Annotated in this window: 20 protein-coding genes; 11 read left to right on the forward strand and 9 right to left on the reverse strand. The window is 66.9% G+C overall.

Annotated features, from left to right (window positions below; translation table 11 throughout):
- Positions 1 to 41: 41 nt before the first annotated feature.
- Genes EJF31_RS03745 through EJF31_RS03755 form a run of 3 tightly spaced genes read left to right on the forward strand, consistent with a single transcriptional unit; the run spans position 42 to position 5,688 of the window.
- On the forward strand, positions 42 to 1,532 hold the full coding sequence (locus tag EJF31_RS03745) for a DUF3375 domain-containing protein (RefSeq protein ID WP_125035726.1): 1,491 nt from the start codon (positions 42 to 44) through the stop codon (positions 1,530 to 1,532).
- Positions 1,529 to 2,266 carry a DUF4194 domain-containing protein gene (locus tag EJF31_RS03750; RefSeq protein WP_125035727.1) on the forward strand — a complete coding sequence of 246 codons (738 nt, stop codon included), beginning with the start codon at positions 1,529 to 1,531 and terminating at the stop codon, positions 2,264 to 2,266. The genes EJF31_RS03745 and EJF31_RS03750 overlap by 4 nt, the downstream gene beginning before the upstream one ends.
- On the forward strand, positions 2,263 to 5,688 hold the full coding sequence (locus tag EJF31_RS03755) for an ATP-binding protein (protein ID WP_125035728.1): 3,426 nt from the start codon (positions 2,263 to 2,265) through the stop codon (positions 5,686 to 5,688). Before EJF31_RS03750 ends, EJF31_RS03755 begins: the two co-directional genes overlap by 4 nt.
- 199 nt (positions 5,689 to 5,887) lie before the next feature.
- On the opposite strand, the gene EJF31_RS03760 is transcribed toward EJF31_RS03755, so the two are convergent.
- Together EJF31_RS03760 and EJF31_RS03765 are read right to left on the reverse strand one after the other, a co-directional pair.
- Complete coding sequence (locus EJF31_RS03760; RefSeq protein ID WP_125035729.1) at positions 5,888 to 6,286, reverse strand: hypothetical protein; 399 nt, start codon at positions 6,284 to 6,286, stop codon at positions 5,888 to 5,890.
- A gap of 19 nt (positions 6,287 to 6,305) precedes the next feature.
- Positions 6,306 to 6,908, reverse strand: coding sequence for a phosphatase PAP2 family protein (locus tag EJF31_RS03765; RefSeq protein WP_260430595.1), 603 nt, complete (start codon positions 6,906 to 6,908; stop codon positions 6,306 to 6,308).
- A gap of 424 nt (positions 6,909 to 7,332) precedes the next feature.
- Between EJF31_RS03765 and EJF31_RS03770 the strand changes: the two genes are divergently transcribed.
- The 4 genes from EJF31_RS03770 (at position 7,333) to EJF31_RS03785 (ending at position 10,653) form a co-directional block, all read left to right on the forward strand.
- On the forward strand, positions 7,333 to 8,406 hold the full coding sequence (locus EJF31_RS03770; protein WP_185736126.1) for a site-specific integrase: 1,074 nt from the start codon (positions 7,333 to 7,335) through the stop codon (positions 8,404 to 8,406).
- A gap of 97 nt (positions 8,407 to 8,503) precedes the next feature.
- Positions 8,504 to 8,965, forward strand: a complete 462-nt coding sequence (locus tag EJF31_RS03775; RefSeq protein WP_125035732.1) for a hypothetical protein — start codon at positions 8,504 to 8,506, stop codon at positions 8,963 to 8,965.
- Positions 8,966 to 9,191: 226 nt separating this feature from the next.
- Positions 9,192 to 9,527, forward strand: coding sequence for an AlpA family transcriptional regulator (locus EJF31_RS03780; RefSeq protein WP_221767447.1), 336 nt, complete (start codon positions 9,192 to 9,194; stop codon positions 9,525 to 9,527).
- A gap of 247 nt (positions 9,528 to 9,774) precedes the next feature.
- Positions 9,775 to 10,653 carry a hypothetical protein gene (locus EJF31_RS03785; RefSeq protein ID WP_125035733.1) on the forward strand — a complete coding sequence of 293 codons (879 nt, stop codon included), beginning with the start codon at positions 9,775 to 9,777 and terminating at the stop codon, positions 10,651 to 10,653.
- Between the two features lie 231 nt (positions 10,654 to 10,884).
- Here the strand turns inward: EJF31_RS03785 and EJF31_RS21750 are convergent, their stop codons facing one another.
- On the reverse strand, positions 10,885 to 11,031 hold the full coding sequence (locus EJF31_RS21750) for a hypothetical protein (RefSeq protein WP_185736127.1): 147 nt from the start codon (positions 11,029 to 11,031) through the stop codon (positions 10,885 to 10,887).
- 150 nt (positions 11,032 to 11,181) lie between these two features.
- On the reverse strand, positions 11,182 to 11,409 hold the full coding sequence (locus EJF31_RS03790) for a hypothetical protein (protein WP_125035734.1): 228 nt from the start codon (positions 11,407 to 11,409) through the stop codon (positions 11,182 to 11,184).
- Positions 11,410 to 11,514: 105 nt separating this feature from the next.
- On the opposite strand from EJF31_RS03790, the gene EJF31_RS03795 reads away from it, so the two are divergent.
- The 4 genes from EJF31_RS03795 to EJF31_RS03810 are packed head-to-tail and all read left to right on the forward strand — an operon-like array spanning position 11,515 to position 14,414.
- Complete coding sequence (locus EJF31_RS03795) at positions 11,515 to 11,919, forward strand: hypothetical protein (protein ID WP_125035735.1); 405 nt, start codon at positions 11,515 to 11,517, stop codon at positions 11,917 to 11,919.
- A gap of 13 nt (positions 11,920 to 11,932) precedes the next feature.
- Positions 11,933 to 12,853: a hypothetical protein gene (locus tag EJF31_RS03800; protein ID WP_125035736.1), complete on the forward strand. Its 921-nt coding sequence runs from the start codon at positions 11,933 to 11,935 to the stop codon at positions 12,851 to 12,853.
- Positions 12,854 to 12,903: 50 nt separating this feature from the next.
- Positions 12,904 to 13,794, forward strand: a complete 891-nt coding sequence (locus EJF31_RS03805) for an HAD family hydrolase (RefSeq protein WP_221767448.1) — start codon at positions 12,904 to 12,906, stop codon at positions 13,792 to 13,794.
- Positions 13,791 to 14,414: a hypothetical protein gene (locus tag EJF31_RS03810; RefSeq protein ID WP_125035738.1), complete on the forward strand. Its 624-nt coding sequence runs from the start codon at positions 13,791 to 13,793 to the stop codon at positions 14,412 to 14,414. Before EJF31_RS03805 ends, EJF31_RS03810 begins: the two co-directional genes overlap by 4 nt.
- Before the next feature lie 125 nt (positions 14,415 to 14,539).
- On the opposite strand, the gene EJF31_RS03815 is transcribed toward EJF31_RS03810, so the two are convergent.
- The 5 genes from EJF31_RS03815 to EJF31_RS03835 are packed head-to-tail and all read right to left on the reverse strand — an operon-like array spanning position 14,540 to position 21,488.
- Positions 14,540 to 15,472, reverse strand: a complete 933-nt coding sequence (locus EJF31_RS03815) for a hypothetical protein (protein WP_125035739.1) — start codon at positions 15,470 to 15,472, stop codon at positions 14,540 to 14,542.
- On the reverse strand, positions 15,472 to 16,554 hold the full coding sequence (locus tag EJF31_RS03820) for an endonuclease NucS domain-containing protein (RefSeq protein WP_125035740.1): 1,083 nt from the start codon (positions 16,552 to 16,554) through the stop codon (positions 15,472 to 15,474). Before EJF31_RS03820 ends, EJF31_RS03815 begins: the two co-directional genes overlap by 1 nt.
- Positions 16,554 to 19,160, reverse strand: coding sequence for a GIY-YIG nuclease family protein (locus EJF31_RS03825; RefSeq protein WP_125035741.1), 2,607 nt, complete (start codon positions 19,158 to 19,160; stop codon positions 16,554 to 16,556). The genes EJF31_RS03820 and EJF31_RS03825 overlap by 1 nt, the downstream gene beginning before the upstream one ends.
- Complete coding sequence (locus tag EJF31_RS03830; protein ID WP_125035742.1) at positions 19,153 to 20,790, reverse strand: Eco57I restriction-modification methylase domain-containing protein; 1,638 nt, start codon at positions 20,788 to 20,790, stop codon at positions 19,153 to 19,155. Before EJF31_RS03830 ends, EJF31_RS03825 begins: the two co-directional genes overlap by 8 nt.
- Positions 20,787 to 21,488: a hypothetical protein gene (locus EJF31_RS03835; protein WP_221767449.1), complete on the reverse strand. Its 702-nt coding sequence runs from the start codon at positions 21,486 to 21,488 to the stop codon at positions 20,787 to 20,789. The genes EJF31_RS03830 and EJF31_RS03835 overlap by 4 nt, the downstream gene beginning before the upstream one ends.
- Positions 21,489 to 21,510 lie beyond the last annotated feature (22 nt).

The raw sequence follows: 21,510 nt of genomic DNA on the forward strand, positions 1-21,510 counted from the left end.
TGACATGCTGGGCGGTCGGACAAGGCCATGGAGAGGTGTCGATGAGCGAGGTCGCGGGTGAGCTCGCCCGGGTGCGTGGGGCGTTCTCCCAGCCGACGCTGACGCTGCTGCACCAGCGTCAGGCACCGGTGGTGATCGCCATCTTCCGGGCGGCGTTCGGGCGCAACAACAAGCCGATCCCGACGGCGCGGTTGCACGCGCAGGTCGAGGAGCACCTCGCCCAGGTGCGGCGCACGGGGGAGTCCGACGTGCCTGTCGGCAGCGGCCACGAGGTCTGCCGCCGGTGGATGCGCGGCCAGTGGCTGGTGCGCTCGCTCGACGAGCGCGACAACGAGGTCTACTCCCTGACCTCTCACGCCCAGCAGGCGCTCGAGCTGGTCAAGAGCCTCGCCCGCGACCGGGCCACGCTGAGCGAGCACCGGATCGCGACCATCCTCGGCAGCGTGCGCCGCTTCAACTCCGAGGCCAACCCCGACCGCACGGCCCGCGTGACGATCCTCAACGAGGAGATCGCCCGGCTCCAGGCCGAGCGGGACCGGCTGGTCGACGGGGCCGAGATGGTCGGCGCGACCGAGGACTTCATGGCCGAGGGGTTCACCGAGCTGCTGAGCCTGATCTCGGCCCTGCCCAGCGATTTCGCCCGGGTCGAGGAGCGCTTCGCCGCGATCCGCGGGGAGGTCCTCGCGGCCTTCCGCGCCGAGGACCGACCCGCCGGCGAGGTCATCGACGACTACCTCGCCCGCGCGGACTCCCTGATGACCTCCACGCACGAGGGCCGGGCCTTCGAGGGCGCGTTCGCCCTCCTGCGCGACGACGCCCTGGTGGCGCAGCTGCGCGAGGACCTCACCGCGCTGCTGGACCACCCGCTGTCCGACGGGATCCTCAGCGACGCCGACCGGGCGGAGCTGCGCGGCACCGTCCACCTCGTGCGCGACGGCCTCGACCGGGTGCTGACCCAGCGGTCCCGGGTCACCGCGACCCTGAAGGACTACATCGTCTCCCACGACGCCGTCCGGGACCGCCAGCTCGAGCAGACCCTGCGGCAGCTCGAGTCCGAGCTGATGGGCTGGCTCGCCACGACCGGCCCGCGCGCGACCCACGACGTGCCACTGCTCCCGCGGCGGGCCACGGTCGAGCACCTGCGCGAGCGGTTCTACGACCCCGCCGACGACGTGCTGCCCGACCCGATCGAGGAGTCCGACCCCAGCCAGGCCCCGCCGGTCTCGCTGGCCGACCTGATGGCCCAGGGCGGGCCCCAGCTGGCCGAGCTGCGGCAGCGCCTCGACGCCACGCTGTCCTCGCTGCTCCCGGCCGGGTCCCTCGGCGAGCTGTTCAGCGGGCTCGAGCCCTCGCTGCGGCGTCCGGTGGAGATCTTCGGCCTGCTGCACCTGGCGGCGGGCCGCGACTGGGGCAGCGAGGAGGACCTCGAGGCCTACGACGCCGTACGCCCCGACGGGTCACGGCGCGCCTTCGCCGTGCCCCGCACCCGACTGCCCGACCCCGACCGACCCGAGAGCGACACCGGAGCATGACCATCGACACCGAGCACGACGCCGACACCGACCTGGAGGGCGAGTTCGACGACCGGTCCGTCTCGCTGTTCGAGGGGGACGAGGGCGGCCTGGAGTACGCCCAGCGGCACGCCCTCGTGACGCTGCTCCGGCAGCGGTTCATCAGCAGCCGCACGCATCCCCGCGACTGGCGGATCCTGGTCGAGCACGAGCGGGTCCTGCGCTCGCGGCTCAACGACGTGTTCCTCGACCTCGCCGTCGACCGCGTCCGAGAGGTCGCGTGGAAGCGGCAGGCCGTCTCCGAGACCGGCAGCAAGTTCCCGACGCTGCTCTACGACGCGGCTTGGTCGCGTGAGGAGACGCTGGTGCTGGTGCACCTGCGCGACCGGCTCCGTGCCGGGCACGCCGGGGGAGACGGCAAGACCTACGTCGACCGTGAGGACCTCGTCGAGTACGTCGCCAGCTTCCGCCCCGCCCACGCCACCGACGCGGCCGGCGACGAGCGCCGGGCCCGCAACGCGGTCGCCGGCGTCGTGAAGTCGGGGCTGCTGATCGGCTCCGTCGGGGACGACCGCTACGAGATCAGTGAGGCCGTCGAGCCGCTGCTGCCGCTCGAGCTGCTCCGCGAGCTGCTCGAGGCGTTGCGCGCGGCCAACGACGCCAGCGCCGGGCGCGGCGAGCTCGACGAGGAGCGCGAGCTCTTCGGCTACGCCAACGAGGGGGCCGACGACGAGACCGGGGGGACGGACGCATGAGCGAGGGCCTGTTCGAGCAGGGGATGGTCGACCACCCGACGGACGACACCGTCCAGTGGCGCGCCACGCTGCTGCAGCTGGTCAACTGGGGCGGCTTCGTCGGGCTGACCACGATCCCGCTGCGGGGCGAGGCGACGATGATCTCCGGCGCCTCGGGCGTCGGGAAGTCCACCATCCTCGACGCCTACACCGCGCTGATGATGCCGTCGGACACGAAGTTCAACGGCGCCTCCAACGACGCCGTCGGCGGTCGCGCCCGCAGCGCGGGCCAGCGCACCCTCCTGTCCTACCTGCGCGGTGCGGTCGACGTCGTCGACGACCCCAAGACGGGACGCCCCGTCGAGCAGCTCCTCCGGGGCAGGGGCACCGACACCTGGGGTGCCGTGGCGATGACCTTCGTCAACGACCGCGGTGGCCGGTTCACCGCGCTCCGCACCTACTACGTGCCGAGGCGCGCCGTCCGCTCCAGCGACGTGCAGATGCAGCTCGCGACCCACGAGGGCTCCCTCGCGCTCGAGACGCTCGAGGTCGCCGTCCCGGAGCGCTTCCACGCCAACACCCTCAAGAAGCTCTTCCCGGGCATCCGCGTCCACCGCACCTACGCCGACTTCTCGGCGGTGCTCCACGCCCGCCTGGGGATCGGCGCCAACGGCGACGGGGCCAAGGCGCTGCGCCTGCTGGCCCGGATCCAGGCGGGCAACCACGTCCGCAGCGTCGACGAGCTCTACAAGGACATGGTCCTCGAGCAGCCCTCGACGTACGCCGCCGCCGACCGTGCCATCGAGCACTTCGACGACCTCGACACCGCCTACACCGCGATGCGCACCGAGGAGCAGAAGCTCGAGCTGCTCGACCCGATCTCCGACCTCCACCAGCGGCAGGTCGCGGCCCGCGCCCGCCTCGCCGAGCTCGACTCCTACGGCGTCACGCTGCCGGGCGACAGCCCGTTGCGGCTCTGGCTGCTGCGCACCCACGCCCGGCTGCTCGGCGCTGCCGTCGCGGACAACCGCGCGGCCCGGGCGCGGACCACCGAGGAGCTGTCGGCCTCGGTCTCGACCGAGACCGAGCTGCAGGCCGACCTGGAGGCGGCCAAGGAGGAGCACCGCGCAGCCGGTGGCGGCACGCTCCAGTCGCTCGCGCTGTCGCTGGAGCAGGAGGCCGTGGTCCGGGAGGACCGGCTCGGCCGTCGCGCGGTGCTGCAGGAGCGACTGCTGCCGCTGATCGACGCCGCGGACGACGACGCGGCCAAGGTCGACGAGGCCCTCATGTCGGTGGAGGCGTTCTCGGCCCTGCAGGAGCGGGCCCGACGCTGGCTGAGCACCGCCGCGGACGACCTGGCTCGCCTGACCCACGAGCGCGACGCCACCCGGGACAAGGGGTTCCCGCTCAGCCAGCGGCTGAGCGAGCTGCGCCGCGAGCGGGCCTCCCTCGAGGGTCGCGCCGGCCGGATGCCCGCCCGCATGCACGAGCTGCGCGCCGAGGTGGCGCGCGCCAGCGGGCTGGACGTCGAGGAGCTGCCGTTCGTGGCCGAGCTGGTCGACGTCGCGCCGGAGGAGGCGCGCTGGCGGACGGCCGTCGAGACCGTGCTGGGTGGCTCGGCCCGGGTGATGCTCGTGCCGCTCGACCGGTTCGAGGAGTTCTCCCGGGGCATCGACGGGCTGCGGCTGCGCGGTCGGCTCACCTTCGAGGGCGTGGCGCTCGACCTGCCCGACCGCGGCCCCGGTGACCCTGAACGTATCTCCGGCAAGCTGCTCCACAAGGACTCGCCGTTCTCGGGCTGGGTCCAGGCCCACGTCGCGGATCCCGCGCGCGATGCGCTCTGCGTGGAGACGGCGTCGGACCTCGACGGCGACGGGCTGCGGGTGACCCTGGCGGGGCAGACCCGCAGCGGCCGCCGCGGCGCCCACGGCCGCAACGACGTCCGCGACATCATCGGCTTCTCCAATGAGGACGCGATCGCCGACATCGACCGGGAGATCGCGGCGTTGGAGCAGCGGCTCGGCGCGATCGAGGACGACGTGCGCGAGATCGACCGCACCCGCAGCGTCCACGAGCGGCTCCGCGCGGCGTACGACGCCGTCGCCGCGGCGCGCTTCGACGACTTCGACGTCGAGGGCAGCGACCGCCGCATCTCCGAGCTCGAGCGTCGCCGCGAGGAGATCCTCGCTGCCGACGACCGCCTCCAGGTGCTGCAGGGACAGATCGACACGCTCGTGGAGCGGCTGGACCGCGCCCAGCGGGCCCGCTTCGAGCTGGACCGGCGTCGCGAGGAGCTGACCGCCCGCCACGGCGAGCTGGTCGAGTCCGAGGACCTCGTGAACGACCGGATCGAGGCGCTCGAGCGCGCCGGGACGGTCACGCTGACGGACGAGCAGGACGCCTCGCTCGCCGTCGAGCTGGCCGCCGCGGTCACGCCCGACGACCCCGACGACATCGACCGCTTCCAGGCCAACGCCCACCGGCTGACCGAGCGCCTGCAGGCGGCCGTGTCCGATGCCCAGACCGAGATCCGACGGGCCGAGGAGGACCTGGTCGCGATCTTCCGGGTCTACACCTTCCACTGGGACTCGCCCAACCTCGTGGCGAGCGCTGATTCCTACCCGGACTTCGCCCGCATCCTCGAGGAGATCCGCGGCAAGGGGCTGGCCCAGCGCCGCGCCGAGTGGCGCCGCCGGCTCACTGAGTGGAGCGGCCAGGACCTCGTGCCGCTCGTCGGCGCCATGGCCGCCTCGATCGAGGAGATCGAGGACCGTCTGGAGCCGATCAACGCGATCCTGCGGCGGCTGGAGTTCGGTGCGTCCGGCCACCGGCTGCGGATCCGGCTGCGCCGCCTCAGCCCGGCCCACGTGCAGGTCTTCATGAAGGACCTGCGCGCCCTGGCCGCCGAGTCGACGACCGACCTGGCCGAGGCCGACCTCGAGCAGCGGTTCACCGACCTGAGCCGCTTCATGCAGCAGCTGCGCAAGCCCACCCAGTCCGGCGAGCAGCCCGTCGGCGGCTCCGACCGCGACCGGCTCCTCGACGTACGCCGCCACGTGGAGATCAGCGCCGAGCGCTACGACCACACCACGGGCGAGATGAAGGCGACCTACCGGACTCTGGGGGAGAAGAGCGGCGGCGAGAGCCAGGAGCTGGTCGCGTTCATCGTGGGGTCGGCGCTGCGGTTTCGGCTCGGCGACGAGATGCGGTCACGCCCGCGCTTTGCACCCGTCTTCCTCGACGAGGGCTTCGTGAAGGCCGACTCGGAGTTCGCCGGCCGCGCCGTCGAGGCCTGGAAGGGGCTCGGCTTCCAGCTGATCATCGGCGTCCCCCTCGACAAGGTCACCGGCCTCGAGCCGCACGTCGACGAGCTGCTGGCCATCACCAAGAACGCCGCCACCCACCAGTCGTGGATCACGCCGATCCTCGCCGTGGACGCCTGAGCCTCGAGTCGGCCCCTGGTCGGGTGGAGCGGTGAGGTGTGAACCGCTTCACCGACCGAAAGGGTTCGTGCCTCACCGCTGGGCCGGCCGGGCGGTGGGGAGCGAACCTTTCGAGGCGGTGGTTCGGTTCATGGGTCACCGCTGAGGCGCGATCGGCCATGCCGCGCGGGCGGCGCCGCCAGCCGGCCTGAGCCCGCCGTCAGCCACCCAGGTGGAAGGCGACCCACCACGCGGCCGCGGCGACCGCCGTGCCCACCAGGAGGGCCGCGCCGAACCGCTCCCATCCGGGTGCCGCTGACAGCACGCACGCGATGAGTCCCAGGGCGACCCCGGCCACGGCGATCCCGAGCAGGTGGTCGTTGAACCAGGCCGCGAAGACCAGGCTGCCCGCGAGGAGGCCGAGCAGCGCGCCGGAGGTGGGGCCGGCGGGCCGGCTCCCGACGACGTGCAGCGGCTGGATCACGACCCGGTCACCGCCGGGCCGGGGGAGTTGGTGGCCATGCCTCCAGTATCCGCTCGGCCGGGTGTTCTGGTCACCCGTGACGGTGGTGGCCAGCAGGCCAGGGAGCGGCCAGCCGCACCAGCTCGGACGGATCACGGACTGCCGTGATGACCCATCATCCAGCGTCGACCGGGTGGGCACGCGTCAGCAGGGGCCCGATGGCCGTACGGGACAGCCTCGCCACGAGGGCGGCAATCGGCCTGTGGAACAGCAGGTAGCCGAGGGTGGTCACGGCCGCTCCGAACAGCAGGCCGACCACGACGTCCAGGGGCAGGTGGACGCCGACGTAGACCCGCGTGAACGCCATGAGCACGGCGGCGACCGCGGTGAGCGTCCCCAACCGGCGGTGCGCAAGCAGTACACCGGCAGCGACCGCGCCGGCCATCACGGCGTGGTCGCTGGGGAACGCGAAGTCCTGGCTGCGCGAGACGAGCAGCAGTGCGTGGGGGAAGAGCGTGTAGGGCCGGGCCTCATGGAAGTGCCCGACCAACGGCTGGTTGAGCCCGACGGCGACCAGGGTGCCCACGGGTGCCCACAGGGCAGCGGCCATCACCCGTGGCGACTCACGACGAGCCAGCCACCAGGACAGCAGCAGCGCGGCCGCGAAGAGCGCGACGCCGTACTTCGCGTAGACCTCGAAGGGAGCGTGCAGCAGCGGGGTGTACCGGGCGAAGTGGTTGACCGACAGGAACCAGTCGCGCTGGAAGGAGAGCCACATCGGCATCAGCCTCCGACCGGTTCGTCGGTTGCGGTCGTCACGTCTGACCTCCCTCGGCGTACCTCGGCGGACCTTGGCGTCTGCCGAGCGCCGGTCGTTGAAGACTCAGCGTAGGTGGGGCGGATGAAGCCACGATGAAGCCGCGTCGCAGGGGTCGCCGCTCGGCAACAAGAAAGCCCCTCGGCCTGATCGGCTGAGGGGCTTCTGTGTCTCTGATCTGCTGAAACTCTGGTGGGCGATACTGGGTTTGAAAGTGAATCCACGTATGCGGAGTGACCTGCGGAAAGGCCCTCTGACCTGCGGAAACGCGGTGGAACCGGCAGGAACCAAAGGGAACGGAAGGGTACACTTAGAGGGCACATAGCGGGCACGAGGAACGGAGACCTAGCCCATGCCGAGAGCAAGCACGGGGACGCTTCGCAAGATGAAGTCGGGGCGGTGGCAGGCGCGCTACACCTTCCCCGACGGCGTACGCCGCCCGGCACCTCAGACGTTCCTCACGAAGCGCGACGCGAACGCCTGGCTGGCGATGATGCACGCCGACGTGAGCCGGGGGAAGTGGTCACCGGTCGAGGCGACGATGGCCGTTCGGTTCGATGAGTACGTCGCCCGCTGGCTCAAGGAGCGCCGCGTGCGCGGTCGCCCGTTGGCGGCTCGGACGGTCGAGGGGTACGAGTCCTTGCTGGCGACGTACATCAACCCGACGTTCGGCAAGCGCCCGGTGCACACGATCACCAAGGCCCTCGTGAACGAGTGGTACAAGACGCTGCCCGAGGACAAGGAGACGACCCGCGCCCGTGCCTACTCGCTGCTCCGAGCGATCCTCGCGACGGCGGTCGAGGACGAGCACCTGACCGCGAACCCGGCGAAGGTCCGGGGCGCGGGCTCGGTGGACCGCAAGCACCGCGTGACCCTGCCGACCGATGCCCAGTTCGATGCCCTCGTGGCGGCGATGCCCGACCGTTACAAGGCGATGATGCTGCTGGCGTACTGGTGCGGGCTGCGGTTCGGGGAGTTGACCGAGTTGCGCCGTGCCGATGTGGACACCAAGGACGGCATCGTGCACGTGCGTCGGGCTGTGGTCCTCGTGCGCGGTGAGTTCGTGGTGAAGTCCACCAAGAGCGCGGCGGGGGAGCGCGACGTGTGGATTCCCTCGCACGTCCTCCCGGCACTGCGCGAGCACCTGTTGCAGCACGCCGGGCCGGAGTTGCTGTTCCCGTCGAAGGACGACCCGGCGAAGCACCTGCGCCAGTCCACCCTCGCGAAGGTGTTCTACAAGGCTCGGGCGAAAGCGGGGCTGCCGACGCTGCGGTTCCACGACCTGCGCCACGCGCACCTGACGAAGTTCGCCCAGACCGGCGCGACCACGGCTGAGGTCATGCGGCAGGCCGGCCACTCGACCACGGTCGCGAGCCAGAGATACCAGCATGCGGCCGAGGACCGGATGAGGGAGATCACCGAGCGCATGGCGGCGGGCTACGGCGGGTCGAAGCAGTGACTCCGCAGGAGGTAGCGGCCAGCCTGCCGCCCCTGACGGATGAGCAGTGCGAGAAGGTCGCCGCGCTGCTCCTGCTCGCGATGGAGAGCACCGGGTGATGGGGCGCGAGGACCTCCGCTGGTGGTGGGACCTCGCGCCGACGTTGAAGTGGCGGTTCGCCAAGTCCATGCCCGACGTGCCGCATTGGTACGTCCGAGGAGGAACGACGCCCGGCTTCACTCGTGACGACTCATTGCGGGTCGCGAGGCTGGTCCGCACCTTCGGGGAGCCGGGCAAGTTCTACCGGGCGACGAATCTGTACCTCTACACGCCGGACCGGGTGCGCAAGGTCTGGTGCATGTTCGGTGATCCGATTCGAGAGGACAAGGTGAGGATCGTGAATCTAGCGTTCGCGGATCAGGTTTACGGCCCGCAGGAGAACTTCGATCAGGCCCGGCTCGACGCCCTCGCGTTGCCACCGGACAGGCTGTCGAGCCCGATGGTCGATTGGCTCAGCAGGGACCTGTACGACGAGATGCCGGAGGGCCTGCCCGACCTCGATCCCGAGGACGACCAGTAGCCCGAGCGTGCTGTTGAGGTGACCCGGACGGCCAGGAACGTCGGGTAACCTTGGAACCAGCAACATCGCGCTGCCTCTCCTACATGAGCGGGGAGGACGGTAAGACCACCGCAGACGACGACCTCTGTAGTCCCGCACTCGGCGGGGGAACACGTCGGCCCCGTAGCGGACAAGGTGCCGTCACGAGATCAAAGGCGCTTCTCATCTTCACTTGAGGAGCAGCAGCATGATCTTCATCCGTTTCCAGGCCCTGCTCGGGGCCTTTCTCATGACCATGCTCGGCATGCGTCTGATCACGCAGCAGGCCGGGGCCGACATGCTCGGCGTCACCGACCGCACCATCCGCAACATGATCAGCCGCGGGGTCATCACCGGTTACAAGATTCCGGGCGTCCGCGCGGTTCGCGTGGACCGCGACGAGATCACGTCGAAGTTGAAGGCGATCCCGACTGGCGTCGCACGCCAGGAGTTCGTCTACGGCCAGCCGAAGTTCAACGGCAACGTCAAGACGGCTCCGGTCGGCGCGTCCGTCGTGGCCGAGGTCTTCGAGGACGACCAGTGAGCGAGGACCGGGCCAGCGACCCGGCCCCCGCGACTTCACCGCCCGCCCAGCCTGGCACGGCAGACGCCTTCGTGTGCGAGACGTGCGGTGCCCCGCTGGGGCGCGGCTACCGCTTCTGTTCTCAGCCCTGCTGGCACCAGTGGCAGCGCGAGCACCCGCCTCGCCTCGAACGCGAAGAACCCACCCACGAGGAAGTCATGGCCGAGATGCGCGAGGCGTACGCCCGCGCACGGAAGGAGGCGACGGCATGAGCAACGTGATCTCGCTCCGCAAGGAGGGCGGCTGGCTGGACGACTTCATCGTCGAAGCCCGCGACGTGGCGAAGGTGATCCTCGCCGGGCTCAAGTCGGCTGGCGTCCGGGCCGACTTCGCGAAGGCGTGGCGCGGTGGGAAGTACCCGACCACCCTCGACCTCGCGATCGACATCGACTGCCCGTGGTCGCACGTCTCGAACGACGGGGCGTCCTTCGCGAAAGTGCGTCTGCTGGTGGACCCGCACCACGGGACACTGACGGTGAGTAAGGACGAGGGCCGCGACGCCGGATGCTCTGTGTGCAGTCAGAAGATGATCGACTGCTGGCTCGTGACCTGCCGGGGCCACGAGGACAACGGCCACCCCGATCACAAGCCGGGGTGGATCGACGTGGATGACTTCCCCGACGACACGCCGGACGAGGTGATCGACCGGATCATGAAGGACGGCGACTCCGACCCCTTCTGGGAGGCCCGCCCGGATGACAGTCCGATGGGCCACATCTTCCGTGAGATGGAGAAGGCGACTCGTGAGTTCATCGCTCGCTACGAGGTCACGCACCCGGAGTACGTCGAGAAGCAGGTCCGCAGATCGTGGTCGGGCGCGAGTGAGGAGTTCGTCCGGCACAAGGTGGCCGAGCAGATCGAGCGGGCGAAGGCGGTGCTGAGCACCGGCAAGAAGTTGATCGGCTCGACAGAAGTCGAGGTCGAGGTCGAGGACTGGACCCCGGAGACGGTGCGCGCCTGGCTGGCCGAGAACGACATCTCCACCGACCTCACCTACCGCGAGGCGTGGGCGAAGGCGAAGGAGATCGCCGGGCACCCGCCGAAGGCGATGGTCGAGGCGGGCCACCGGCTGCGCAAGGGCCAGTAGCGGAATCGGCTATCTGAGGGCATCGGGGCGAAGGGTGGCACCGACACCCGTCGGCACGCTGGCAGGCCGGTCCCGTCCCTGTCCCGGCGCGGGACGGGCTCGGGAAGCCGGTCCCGTCCCGGCATGGGCCGGGCTCCGGTCCTGTGCCCCGTGTCTCGCGTCCCGGCCTCCGTACCTTTAGGTACGGGCCGGGACACGGGACGTGGGACACGCCGGAAGGTCCCGGCCCGGTCAGTGGGACAGGCGACGGCCCTCGGTCGCGGCCTTGAACTTTGCGTACTGGTCGAACAGGCGGACGGGGCTGCCCTGAGCAAGCAGCGCCTGGCGCTTCTCCTCGTAGGTCAGAGTGTGGGACTTCGCGATGGTCGCGGTGGTCATGTGTCTCCGATCGGTGTCACTCGCGGTTCTCTCTCGCGGCCAGTCTCCCACCAACCCTCAACCACTACTAGAGGGTTGGCCCGATCTACGTAGTACGGTGCGCGCCTTACTAACGTGCGCTCTCGACCGGTCAGCACCCGCGGAGTCCGCTCAGCGTTCACTCTCTGGAGGGCCGAAGTACTTACAGTCAGGCTGGTATTCATGCGGGTCGAGTTCGACGTAGAGACCGTCACCCTTCGGGGGGCAGTCGAAGAGCACCTTGCTCTTCCAGGGAACCTCCCAGCCGTTCACAAAGCAGGCGAATACAAAGACCATGCCCGCGACCGCGAGGGCGATCCAGACCTTGTGTGCGGTGTCGCTAACACGTGCTTCGCTCATGCGCGGATGCTAGGGCTCGACACGTCTCCTCCAAGGTGATTTCCTTGCCATGACTTCAACCGCCGCTGGCAGATGGGCCGGGCCTGAGAGCACCGAGGGGTGCCCATGCCCGCACCGAACCGCCGCAACGTCGGCGCATCGCTCGCCCACCAGATCGGCGACCACGCCGGTCCGCGCAGCATCGACAGCCGCCGCGACCGCCTCGTCGCGCAGCGCAGCCGGACGGACACGAAGTGGGCGGAGGCCGCTGGCCGGCTCGGCCCTACTGCCGTCCTCGACCGCCACCAGGTCAACGAGGACCAGCGCGAGGCCCTGCGCATCGAGAACGCCCAGCGCGCGTCGTCCGCCGCCTTCCGCCGCGTCCTCGACACCGCGTGCCCGGCTCACGGCGTGAAGTCGGGTGAGCCGTGCTGGTGGCCGCTCGATCACGCGGCGGTGTGCAACACCCGAATACGGTCGGCGGGGTTTTCGGGCGTGGTCGCGACCCGATCGATGGGTGACAAGCGATGAGAGCCCGCGAAAGATGACTACCGAGCGCGCCGAACATCTGCGGTCGCAGGTCCCCGACGACCCGATCCCGCTCCCGGTTGGACACCTGGCCTGCGAGGTCTGCGGCGTGGCCGTGCCGGTGGACGTATTCGCTGAGGTGATCGAGCCGAAGAAGACAAGGCGCGCGCCGTACGCCCGCTGTCATGACTGCCAGGCGTTGCACGGGCACGCCGTGGAGTTGGCTGATGGGCACCCGTACCTCAATAGCCGCCTCGGCATCCCGGTCGTCATCGACCGCATCGAGTGGACGCTGTGGGGGCTGGCCGTCATCGGGCAAACCATGCGGGCTGTCGACGTTCCCGTGATGCTGGCGCGCCTCCAGAGCCTCGGCCAGAACGTCGGTTTCCGTGGTTCAAACCACATAGCGCGACGCGAGTGCTCGCCTTACGCATGGGCGCACGTGGGGATGTCGGATCGCGCCGCGCTACGGGCTGCCTTCGGCGCAGCCCTTCGCGACCGCCTCGCGTTGAAGGCGGGGCCGGTGATCATCGCCTCTCCCTCGACCGCATGCCTGATGTGCGGCGTCGCGACGATCTCCCGCCCGGCGATCGAGGTGTCGCGACGTGGGAGCGTCGGGGCAACCCAGTTGGCGACCTGGCGGGCGGTGCTCGTCGATCGGACGTCCCTCGGCGGCATGCCCAGCCCGGACCGCGTCGAAGGCCACGTATGCCCAGACTGCACCGATGCCATCGACGAGGTCGGCGGAGTTGGTTGGCGTGCCCGCTCTCGGGCGGTCGTTTCCTATCTCAGGCACTCGTCACCACAGAAGGCGCAGCGTTTGCGATCGATGATCGACAGCGACTTCCCGCCGACGCTGCCCGCTTGGTGGGCCTCGCGTCAGCCGCCGAGCGCAGAGCCTTGGTCTCACCTGCGACGTCTGATCGATCGCCTGTGACGGGCCGCGTGAGTCAAGGAATGTCGGTTGGGCTCGTTACGGTTGCAGACGTGAACAGCCGAACTGACTCGCGCCCCCGCCTCCTGGTGACGGACCTCGACAACACCCTGTGGGACTGGTTCGCTGCCTGGCACGCGTCCTTCTCGGCCATGCTGGACCGGTTGACTGAGATCAGCGGGGTGCCGGCCGAGGTGTTGGAGCCGCAGATCCGCGCGGTTCATCAGGCTCGCGGCACAGCCGAGTACTCTTTCCTTCTGGATGAGGTACCTGCATTAGTCGAGGCCAGCGGGACTGTGCCGCCGTCCCAGCGGTACGACGAGGCCCTCCACCAGTTGCACTCCCGTCGGCGCGCCATGACCCGCCTGTATCCAGGGGTACTGGACACCCTCACAAGCCTGAAGGCGGCTGGGATTGCGGTTGCTGCCTACACCGAGTCCCTCGCGTATTGGACCGAGTGGCGCATCCGATGGACCGGACTGGATGGACTGATCGACCGGCTCTACTCTGCGCCTGACCACGACCTACCGAACGGTCTGACCCGTGAACAAGTCCGAACCAAGGCGGACGACGAGTACGGCCTCAGGCACACAAAGCACCTCCCGCTTCCGCGGGGAGTCATGAAGCCCAACGCCGAGATCCTTCGCTCGATCCTTGATGACTGCGGTGTACAGCCGGACCAGGTGGTCTACGTCGGCGACAGCCTGATGAAGGACATCGCGATGGCGCAGTCCGTCGGTGTCCTCGACGTGCACGCGAAGTACGGCGAAGCCCACGAGAAGGCGGAGTACGAACTGTTGCGACGCGTTACGCACTGGACTGACAAGGATGTTCAGCGTGAGAAGGAACTGAGTCTGAGGCCCGAGGTACGTCCGACGGTTGTCCTTCAACGGGGTTTTGCCGAGTTGCTGCCGGTCTTCGGCCTCGATCGGGTGTCGGCGTGAGTGAAACGCAGATGCCTGGAACGAGCGCGAGTGAGACCGAGCCCGACGCGACGGCGCTCAGCGACAGCGAGCGAGTGGGGCACTACATCGAGATGTGGAAGCAGGCCACGCAGGTCAATCAGCACTTCAACGAGATCGAATGGCGCATCCGGGGCTTGGCACTGACGGTCGCGACATTCAGCATCGGCGCGGCGGGCGTCGCCTCGCGAGAAGGTGCGACGGCGTTCGGTGTGAGCGTTGGTTCGCTGCTCCTAGTGGTTGGCCTCCTGCTCTGGTATGCCTTCTACTTCGTGGACCTGGCCTGGTACCACCAGTTGCTACGCGCCTCCGTGGGTCAGACGGAGAAGATCGAGCAAGAGATAACCAAGGTCCTCCCGGTTGGCGGGCACGCGACGGCTATCACTGCCGGAAGCGCGTACCAGCCGAACGGCCTGGTCCGATTCCTCAGCCGACGCGAGACGATGCAGTCGACAGACAAGTTGCAGTGGTTTTACCGGGTGGGTGCCTTCGCCCTTGTTCTGGTCGCGGTCGGCCTGCAAGTTTTCAGCATGCAAACGGTGCCAACTCCGGAGCCAGCGCCTCACGTGACTGTCGACCTCGATCGCGGCGGCAATCGATAGCGGTACGAAACCAAGTCCTCTGTAGGCATCAGTCCGCGATCACAAACGATGCGAGCACCTGATCAGTCGTGAACTGCCGCCAACTTCGCGGATCGCGTGGATTGCCGGACCGCCCGCTTCATCGATCAACTGTCTGGACGGCGCAGCACCCGGTTCATCACTCGTCGCCACCTAGGCGGTTGCGGCTGCTCCGGCTGGTAGCCGGGATAGACCTCAGGGGCCTGTTCTATCTCATGGGCGAAAATCGAAAGCAACCGAGAAGTCTCGCTTGAGTCGATCTGGAATCCCTCATTGACCAGGAGCCCCTGACGGAAGACAACGCGCCTGTGCCCGAACTGAGGGAGCGACGCTAGGTCGCCGAGTAAGGGAGGGTCACGTAGTAGTTCCCAGGCTTCCCCGCGCTCGACCAGTGGGTGAACGATTGTCATTCCGGGGTGCGAAACGACCGCAACCGCCAGGTCCGGCGTCGCGATCTGGAAGACGTGGCTCACCGACACTGAGCCGTCAAACCTTTGCACATGTTCAGGTACACCCAGAACCGCTTCCGTCTCACCTGCCTGCATGGAGGTGTGATGCACAAAGACAGAAAGGTGATTTGGCGGCGGTGAACCGTCCACCATCCATGAGTAGTCAGGTGGTCGGCCTTCAAAGCGGATCATTTGGTCATTCAGATCGCGATGATTGTACGAAGCAGCGGTATGACCGAGCATCAATCCAATCTTCGCCCACCACATGCCGACGGCCCGCCACTCGGTGGCGCTATGGGATCCTGCCCAGCGGTTTGCGGCCAACTGCTTGATAGCCGCAACTGCGGGGTCCTCGAACCTCGCGCCCAGTTTGTTGTTGCAGGGGATGCAGACAGGCAAGAAGACTCGCGTTCTTTGGGGCAGTTTCACCTGTTGTCCGCCGGGCTTGAGGATCGGCTTGCCGTTCCGGGACCAGGCATTCGGCGGCTTTCCCGACGCGTCCATTTGCTTGAGGAACCACTTGGGCCACACGTGCTCGCCGACCCCGCTGGCGTCGTTCACGCCACAGATGGCGCACTTGGCCTCGGCCATCAGTCGGTGATCTCGAAGGCCGCGAGCACCTGCTCGATGGTGAACTGTTGACGCAACTTCGCCGCACTGTTCTGGTTGGCGAACATGCCGGTCTTCCAGAAGCCCTGCTCGCGGGGTACTGCCCGAGTCCACTGGACTGGGACGGCCCACTCGGCGAACTCGTCTGCCTCGTCTCCGTCGTGGCTGTAGTTGCCTACCAGGTCGAGGTCCGCGAGGCGCTTCTCCACGCCGTCGACTTCGACAGTTGCCTCGTCGAACCGCTTCGCCTCCGCAAGCACGTGGCCCACCCCCACGTAACCGACCTTGGGGATGCAAGCAAAGACGCGCGCCCCGACGGGCAGGTTCTTCAGGGTCCGGGAGAACCACTTATCGCCGCCGGCCGACACGAAGCCGTACTTCATCGCATCGACCCACTGGCGTCCGTTGGGGAACTCGCCGAACGAGACGTACCAGTCGTGGCCGTTCCAAGGCTCCTTCGACTTCTTCTTCGCCGAGCCGCCCGCTGGGGCCTGAGTCTCGCGTTCGACGAGCCAAGTTCGGGCCAGATAAGACACACCCCCGTCCTCGAAGTGACGGAAGAAGACCACGTTGATCGGCACGCCGAAGGACTCGTTGAGAAACCGGACGATGCGCTCCGTCGCGTTGTCGACCGATGCGGCGACGATGGTGAACACCTGAGCGGCGTTGAGTTCTTCAGGCGGAGCCTCGCCGAACTGCTCGGCGAAGGCCTCCTCGAAGGGGACCCCCGGCTTGTAGACGGCAAAGATCTCGGTGATGTCAGAGTGGCCGAGAGAGGACACCCATGACCCGTAGTCGATGGTCTGCGCGGTTACGTCGCGTGGTGTCTTGTCGCGCTTCAACTCGATGACGTGGACGTTTCCGGAATCGTCCACGGCGAGCAGGTCGATGAACCCGCCGTGAGCCGTTGGCACCTGTCGTCCCACGATGAGCAAGCCTTCGCCGAGCATCGACGGGTCTGACTCGATGTAGTTCTCCAACTGCGACTCCAGGCCAACGGCAGTCGGTGTGATCCGGCTGAGTTTGTCGCCGTCAGCCCGCCACAGCCCCATTTCGAGTGCCATCAGCCGACCGCCTGCTCGGCTTCAAGCATCTCGTCGGCGTCGACCGTGGTGTCCCAGAGACCGACCTTGCCATGCAGGTCGCCAACCCCGTCGACGTCGGCGTAGTGAAGGGATGCGTTCTCGAAGGAACGGAACTGCCAGATTGCTGCGTCCATCTGACTCGCGTTGAAGACGCCGATCTTGTTGAGCAGTCGGAAGTCCTCGACCGTGAGGCCAGTTACTCGGGTGAAGAGGTCGGAGTCGAGCGACTCAATGATGTCCTTCAGCGCCTCTTCCCGGAAGTCGGTCACGTACATGAAGACGGGGATCTTGGCGAGGAACTTCTGCAACTTCTCGCGGATCTGCTTCTTGACGCTGTTGGACTCCTTCTTCTCCTTCTTCTCGTCGTCGTCGAGGTTCTTCTTGCCCTTATCGCGCTCGGCCTTCTTCAACTTCTTGGTCGATGTCACAACCTGCTCGGCCATGTTCGCCAGGTTGCGGAAGTCCTCGATCTGCTCCAGTGCTTCCAGCAGGTCGGGCTGGTCGAGCAACGCGCTGAGCGTGTGCTCGTTGACCTCCACCAAAAGGGGGTCGTTCCAGCGGCGAGCCAGTGCAGACGCGCCAACACCTGTTGTGGCGATGTTGAGCACGTCCGCAGCGTCGAGTTGCAGCATGGCCCCGCCAGAGAACTGGAAGATGGGGAGATAGTTGATGAGTTCGCCGATCGCCTGCTGCGGCGTGGTGTCGCCGGTTGTACCCAGTTTCAGGCCGTACTCGGCGACGAGGCCGAGGGCGCGGTTGGGGTCGAACTCGAAGACCAGCACAGGGTCCTTCAAGACGACCACGCTGCCGTCCGGCTCTCGATAGGACCACGGCGACTGAACCCTGAATGCGGCCTGGAAGTAGGACTCCGGAGACTTCAGCGAACGCAGCATAAGGATCGCACCCCACTCGCGGATCGTTACGCCCGTCATCAACTTGCCGCACGACAAAGTGATGGAGCCGGACTTGTGCTGCTTGGATGCCCGGTCGATCGCCTGCTCGACGGGTGGCTTGGCCGCCGCCCCCATGCCCGCCCCGGACCCAGCAGCGACGACGATCTCGAAGCCCTTGAAGTAGGGGTGAGACTGCAAGAGGTCACGCATCGCAAAGCATGCCGCGACGTCGGCCATGTACCAGACCGAGTGCTTGATGGCGTCTGTGAAGTCCGGGGACTCGTAGGGGAAGGGGGCCTTCTTCCCTGACCCGCCGAGGACCTGGCTCTTCATCTGGTCGGTCAACTTGCCGCGCAGCATCTCTAGGAACTCCGAGACGCGTGTGGGGTCATCGAACACATAGGTACCCGTCTCGACCCTGCGGGACTTCGACTCCGGGTCGGCCCTGCGGGCGCGGAAGTACTCGCTGAGGGAGAAGCCGTTGAACTCACCGTCTTCGGCCCAGTGAGCAGCGCTCGCTCCCATCTCGTAGGCGTACATCCGCATCTGCGGCAGGTCGATGTAGGGGTTGCTGTCGCCTTCCCACTTGGCCTTCTCGCGCTGTTCGTCGACGTAGGTCCAGTTGAAAATTTGGTCCTCGGTGAACTCCCCGCCGGTGATGGCCCGAAACGGAGTGCCTGACAAGTAGAGGACGTGTTTGGTGTCCAGCCCCAAGTCGTCTTCCGCGGTAACCCAGTCGTCCGGCTCCTCCACTTCGGCAAGGCCCTTGTCGGCCGGGTCGTAGAGTTCTCGCGCTCCCTCGCGCCATGCCCCGAAGTGGTACTCGTCAAGGACGATGCAATCCCAATCGGTCAGATGGATCGTCTCGTTGCGCTCCTTGATCGCACCCTCGGCATCCTTCCCTCCCAGATCCTGGAACGAGGCAAACCAAACCAGAGGCGTCTGCTCGTCGTTTGCCAGTGCGGTCGCCTGCGCCACCGGAGTGTCCCTGTCGACGAACTGCCAGCCTTCGAAGTCGACATGGCTGAGCAGGTCATCCTTCCAGGCCGTTTGCACCGCGGGCTTGTAGGTCAGGACGAGGACCCGTTTCCAACCCATCTCGCGGGCCACCTGGTACGCCGTGAAGGTCTTGCCGAACCGCATCTTCGCGTTCCACAAGAACTTCGGGGTGTGCTTGTCGTCCGCGTGCGCTGCGAAGTACCCGGCCGTAAGCGCGACCGCGTCCTCCTGTTCCGGGCGCATTGGGAAGTCCAGAGTTCGGCTCGACTCAAAGGTTGTGCCGTTTCGCACCGCGACGATCGCGGCCTTCACCTCGTCGAGCGTTGCTTCGAACTTCTCGGAGTCCTTCTTCGGCCCCCGGATCGCCTTGATGCCTTGCGCCTTCAGGACGGCATGGACGTCACGATCCCCGAACCATGTGCCGTCCGCGCGCTGCGCGGGCTCGTCGATCAGTATCTCCACCCCGGCCAATCCCGGATAGGCGGTGCCGAGTTGCTGGTAGATCCGCTCTCTAGCCGTCGGCTTGGTGGTTTCGCCCACCTTCAGCAAGCCCCGCCCGGTCGACTTGGTTGAGCCGACGTGGCGCTCCCAGTCGACGTCGTTCTCGTTGATGATCCGGTAGACGTAGATGCGTTTCTGCGACGCCGGAGATGCGACGGTTTCAACCTCGGCCGAGTCCAAAGGTTCACTCATCGGCGTCGCTCCCCTTGGGCTTGTACTTGGCGCCGCCTGGCAGATGGCTGGCCGGGATGGGGGAGTCAAGCGACAGATTCACCGACCGAGGCTTGATGGTCCGCTCGATGTAGGCCCGCTCATCCTCGGTGAGGTCGAAGCGGTCGTAGAGGTCCTCATCGGTCCACAAGCGGGTCATGTCCAACATCGGCACAAATCGGAACCGCTCGTCGAAGATGTCTTGGCTGGCCTTGCGGGGTTGTACAAGGAACCGGACGAACTTTGTGGCGAGGTAGTGGGCGTAATTCTCGGTCTCCTCGCGGGTGTCGAATAGGCCAGCGACGATGTACGTCTGCGTGCAGGCGGAACCTGGAGCCAACGCGATTGGCTCGCCCAAGACGAACGACTCTTCGCGTCCGTGGCCGTCCCCTGCCTTGGGCATCAGCACCTTCCATTGGTCCACCCAGTCGTGGTTCTTGTCGATGACATCGGGAGAGATGTAGCCGCCCCGAGATCCGAGCACAAGGGCCACGTCACCGGGCTGCTTGACAGGGTGATCGCCCGAGAAGTTGGTGCGCATGTGCCCGAACGGCATCTGCGGGCCGCACACGTCCTCAACCCAGCGGCCCTCATGGCGTTCCTTGACCTTGTGAACGATCTCAGCGGCCCTGTTGTCGCGCATGAGCACGCCGTCGCCCTCGCGAAGGTCTCGGGTCACGGTCGACCTGATGACCCCTTCGATGCGTGTCGAGAACTCGCAGTCGCCGTTGTGGTTGCGATCCCAAAGGAAGTACGAGACCCCGCCCTTGATCTCGACACCTGGGAAACAGTCGAACAGTTTCGGATTGTCGACCATGACCCGCAGTCGCCGGTCCGCCAGCATCCGCTTGCGGTACTCGTTCAAACCCCAGCCTCCGGTGAACCACCGCGAGGGGGTCACCATGACGACATAGCGCGGGTTCATATCGATGGCCTGGGTCACGAAGCGGTCGTACACCGGGGCGGCCCGATCATCCTCGTTCTTCTTGTCACCAGCCTGGTAGGGCGGGTTCCCGACGATCACGTCGAACTTCATGTTCTTCATCTCCTCGGTCGGGTAAGCCCCGTGAATGAACGAGTAGGCGTAGTTCTCACGGCTCTCGCCGCGTTCCAGGCTTAAAGGAGCGCCGCATCGCGTGCAGCCGCCTGTCACGGTGCCGTCCTTCTTCTTTGGGAAGGTGTGTTCGGCGCGGACATACGGCAGGTGGCCCTGCGAATGGTCGAACTTGATCACAGAGACAGGCCCGCTGCCATCGCGGCTGTAGTAGAGCGAGCGACGCGAGATCATCCCAGTCATCTCTGTGATCGACGTCCCCCAGAGCATGTCGCGGTAAATGTGGTCACGCCGCTGGTTGAAGTCTGGGATCTGTTCGCTCAGCCCTTCGAGTAGCCGTGCCGCCACTTCACGGAGGAAGATGCCCGACTTGCAGAACGGGTCGAGCCATACGTAATCGATCTTGCTCCAGACCTCGTCCGGGAGAATGTCGAGCATCGCGCGTGCCAACTTGGGCGGCGTCGGAACCTCGTCGTTCGACAGTTGCGCCAGGCAATCGAGGATGTCCGGGATGTGCTGCCCCGTCCTGATCTGTCTTGCCAACTCGTGGACGCTCATTTGGTCCTTCCCCCGTGCCTCTCGACCCTGACTGCCTCTGGACTGTCCGCTAGCAGGCTGTAGTGAATGGCTACCTCATCGCGCTGGCACTCGTCAGGGACTTCGCCGAATAGGTCGAACTGTGCGTTGGGCTCCTCCAATGGCGACCAGTCCCGGATGACATATCCGGTCTTGCGCTGCCAGTGGTACTCAACGAGGCGAATCCTCTGACCGTCCTTCAAGGTGTCGGCTCGGATGACGTTCGTGCCCAGGATCGCCTCCACCGCGAGCCAGAAGCCGTCCGAAACTGGGACGGTGTTGAGTTGAAGATTCATGTGGTGCGCGATGTCGGCCTTGAGAAACTGGCGCGACTGCTCCACGTTCTCTGGGTCGATGTCGATTCCGTAGATGGAGGAGAGTGCCCTCAACACGGCTGTCTCGAAAGTTGCGACGCTGCGGTAGAGCCCGCCGAACTTCACGTAGGCCAACTTCCGATCGAGGATGCCGACCAGAAAGTTCCCAGCCCCGCAGGCTGGCTCAAGGAATGTGCGGCCTATGTCTCGCGGGCGATCAAGTGAAGGGAACATGTCGGACACCAGGTCGAGCATGGCGGTGACTTCTCGCTCATGCGTGTACACCTCGGCGAGATCCCGGACGCGCTGGCGGGTCTTGGTCTGCGAGATGATGACTTCTCGGTGTCTGGCGGTCGGCGAAACCACGCCCGCGTCCCCTCGGCTGCTG

The sequence above is a fragment of the Nocardioides sp. LS1 genome (genome assembly GCF_003865225.1).
Lineage (GTDB): Bacteria > Actinomycetota > Actinomycetes > Propionibacteriales > Nocardioidaceae > Nocardioides > Nocardioides ginsengisegetis.

Bases quoted from the DNA above. Each gene is read 5' to 3' on its own strand.
- EJF31_RS03800 (WP_125035736.1), top strand. From the start codon at position 11,933: ATGACTACCGAGCGCGCCGAACATCTGCGGTCGCAGGTCCCCGACGAC.
- EJF31_RS03820 (WP_125035740.1), bottom strand. From the start codon at position 16,554: ATGGCACTCGAAATGGGGCTGTGGCGGGCTGACGGCGACAAACTCAGC.
- EJF31_RS03790 (WP_125035734.1), bottom strand. From the start codon at position 11,409: ATGAGCGAAGCACGTGTTAGCGACACCGCACACAAGGTCTGGATCGCC.
- EJF31_RS03825 (WP_125035741.1), bottom strand. From the start codon at position 19,160: ATGAGTGAACCTTTGGACTCGGCCGAGGTTGAAACCGTCGCATCTCCG.
- EJF31_RS03775 (WP_125035732.1), top strand. From the start codon at position 8,504: ATGGGGCGCGAGGACCTCCGCTGGTGGTGGGACCTCGCGCCGACGTTG.
- EJF31_RS03755 (WP_125035728.1), top strand. From the start codon at position 2,263: ATGAGCGAGGGCCTGTTCGAGCAGGGGATGGTCGACCACCCGACGGAC.
- EJF31_RS03815 (WP_125035739.1), bottom strand. From the start codon at position 15,472: ATGGCCGAGGCCAAGTGCGCCATCTGTGGCGTGAACGACGCCAGCGGG.
- EJF31_RS03765 (WP_260430595.1), bottom strand. From the start codon at position 6,908: ATGTGGCTCTCCTTCCAGCGCGACTGGTTCCTGTCGGTCAACCACTTC.
- EJF31_RS03795 (WP_125035735.1), top strand. From the start codon at position 11,515: ATGCCCGCACCGAACCGCCGCAACGTCGGCGCATCGCTCGCCCACCAG.
- EJF31_RS03780 (WP_221767447.1), top strand. From the start codon at position 9,192: ATGATCTTCATCCGTTTCCAGGCCCTGCTCGGGGCCTTTCTCATGACC.
- EJF31_RS03745 (WP_125035726.1), top strand. From the start codon at position 42: ATGAGCGAGGTCGCGGGTGAGCTCGCCCGGGTGCGTGGGGCGTTCTCC.
- EJF31_RS03785 (WP_125035733.1), top strand. From the start codon at position 9,775: ATGAGCAACGTGATCTCGCTCCGCAAGGAGGGCGGCTGGCTGGACGAC.
- EJF31_RS03750 (WP_125035727.1), top strand. From the start codon at position 1,529: ATGACCATCGACACCGAGCACGACGCCGACACCGACCTGGAGGGCGAG.
- EJF31_RS21750 (WP_185736127.1), bottom strand. From the start codon at position 11,031: ATGACCACCGCGACCATCGCGAAGTCCCACACTCTGACCTACGAGGAG.
- EJF31_RS03770 (WP_185736126.1), top strand. From the start codon at position 7,333: ATGAAGTCGGGGCGGTGGCAGGCGCGCTACACCTTCCCCGACGGCGTA.
- EJF31_RS03830 (WP_125035742.1), bottom strand. From the start codon at position 20,790: ATGAGCGTCCACGAGTTGGCAAGACAGATCAGGACGGGGCAGCACATC.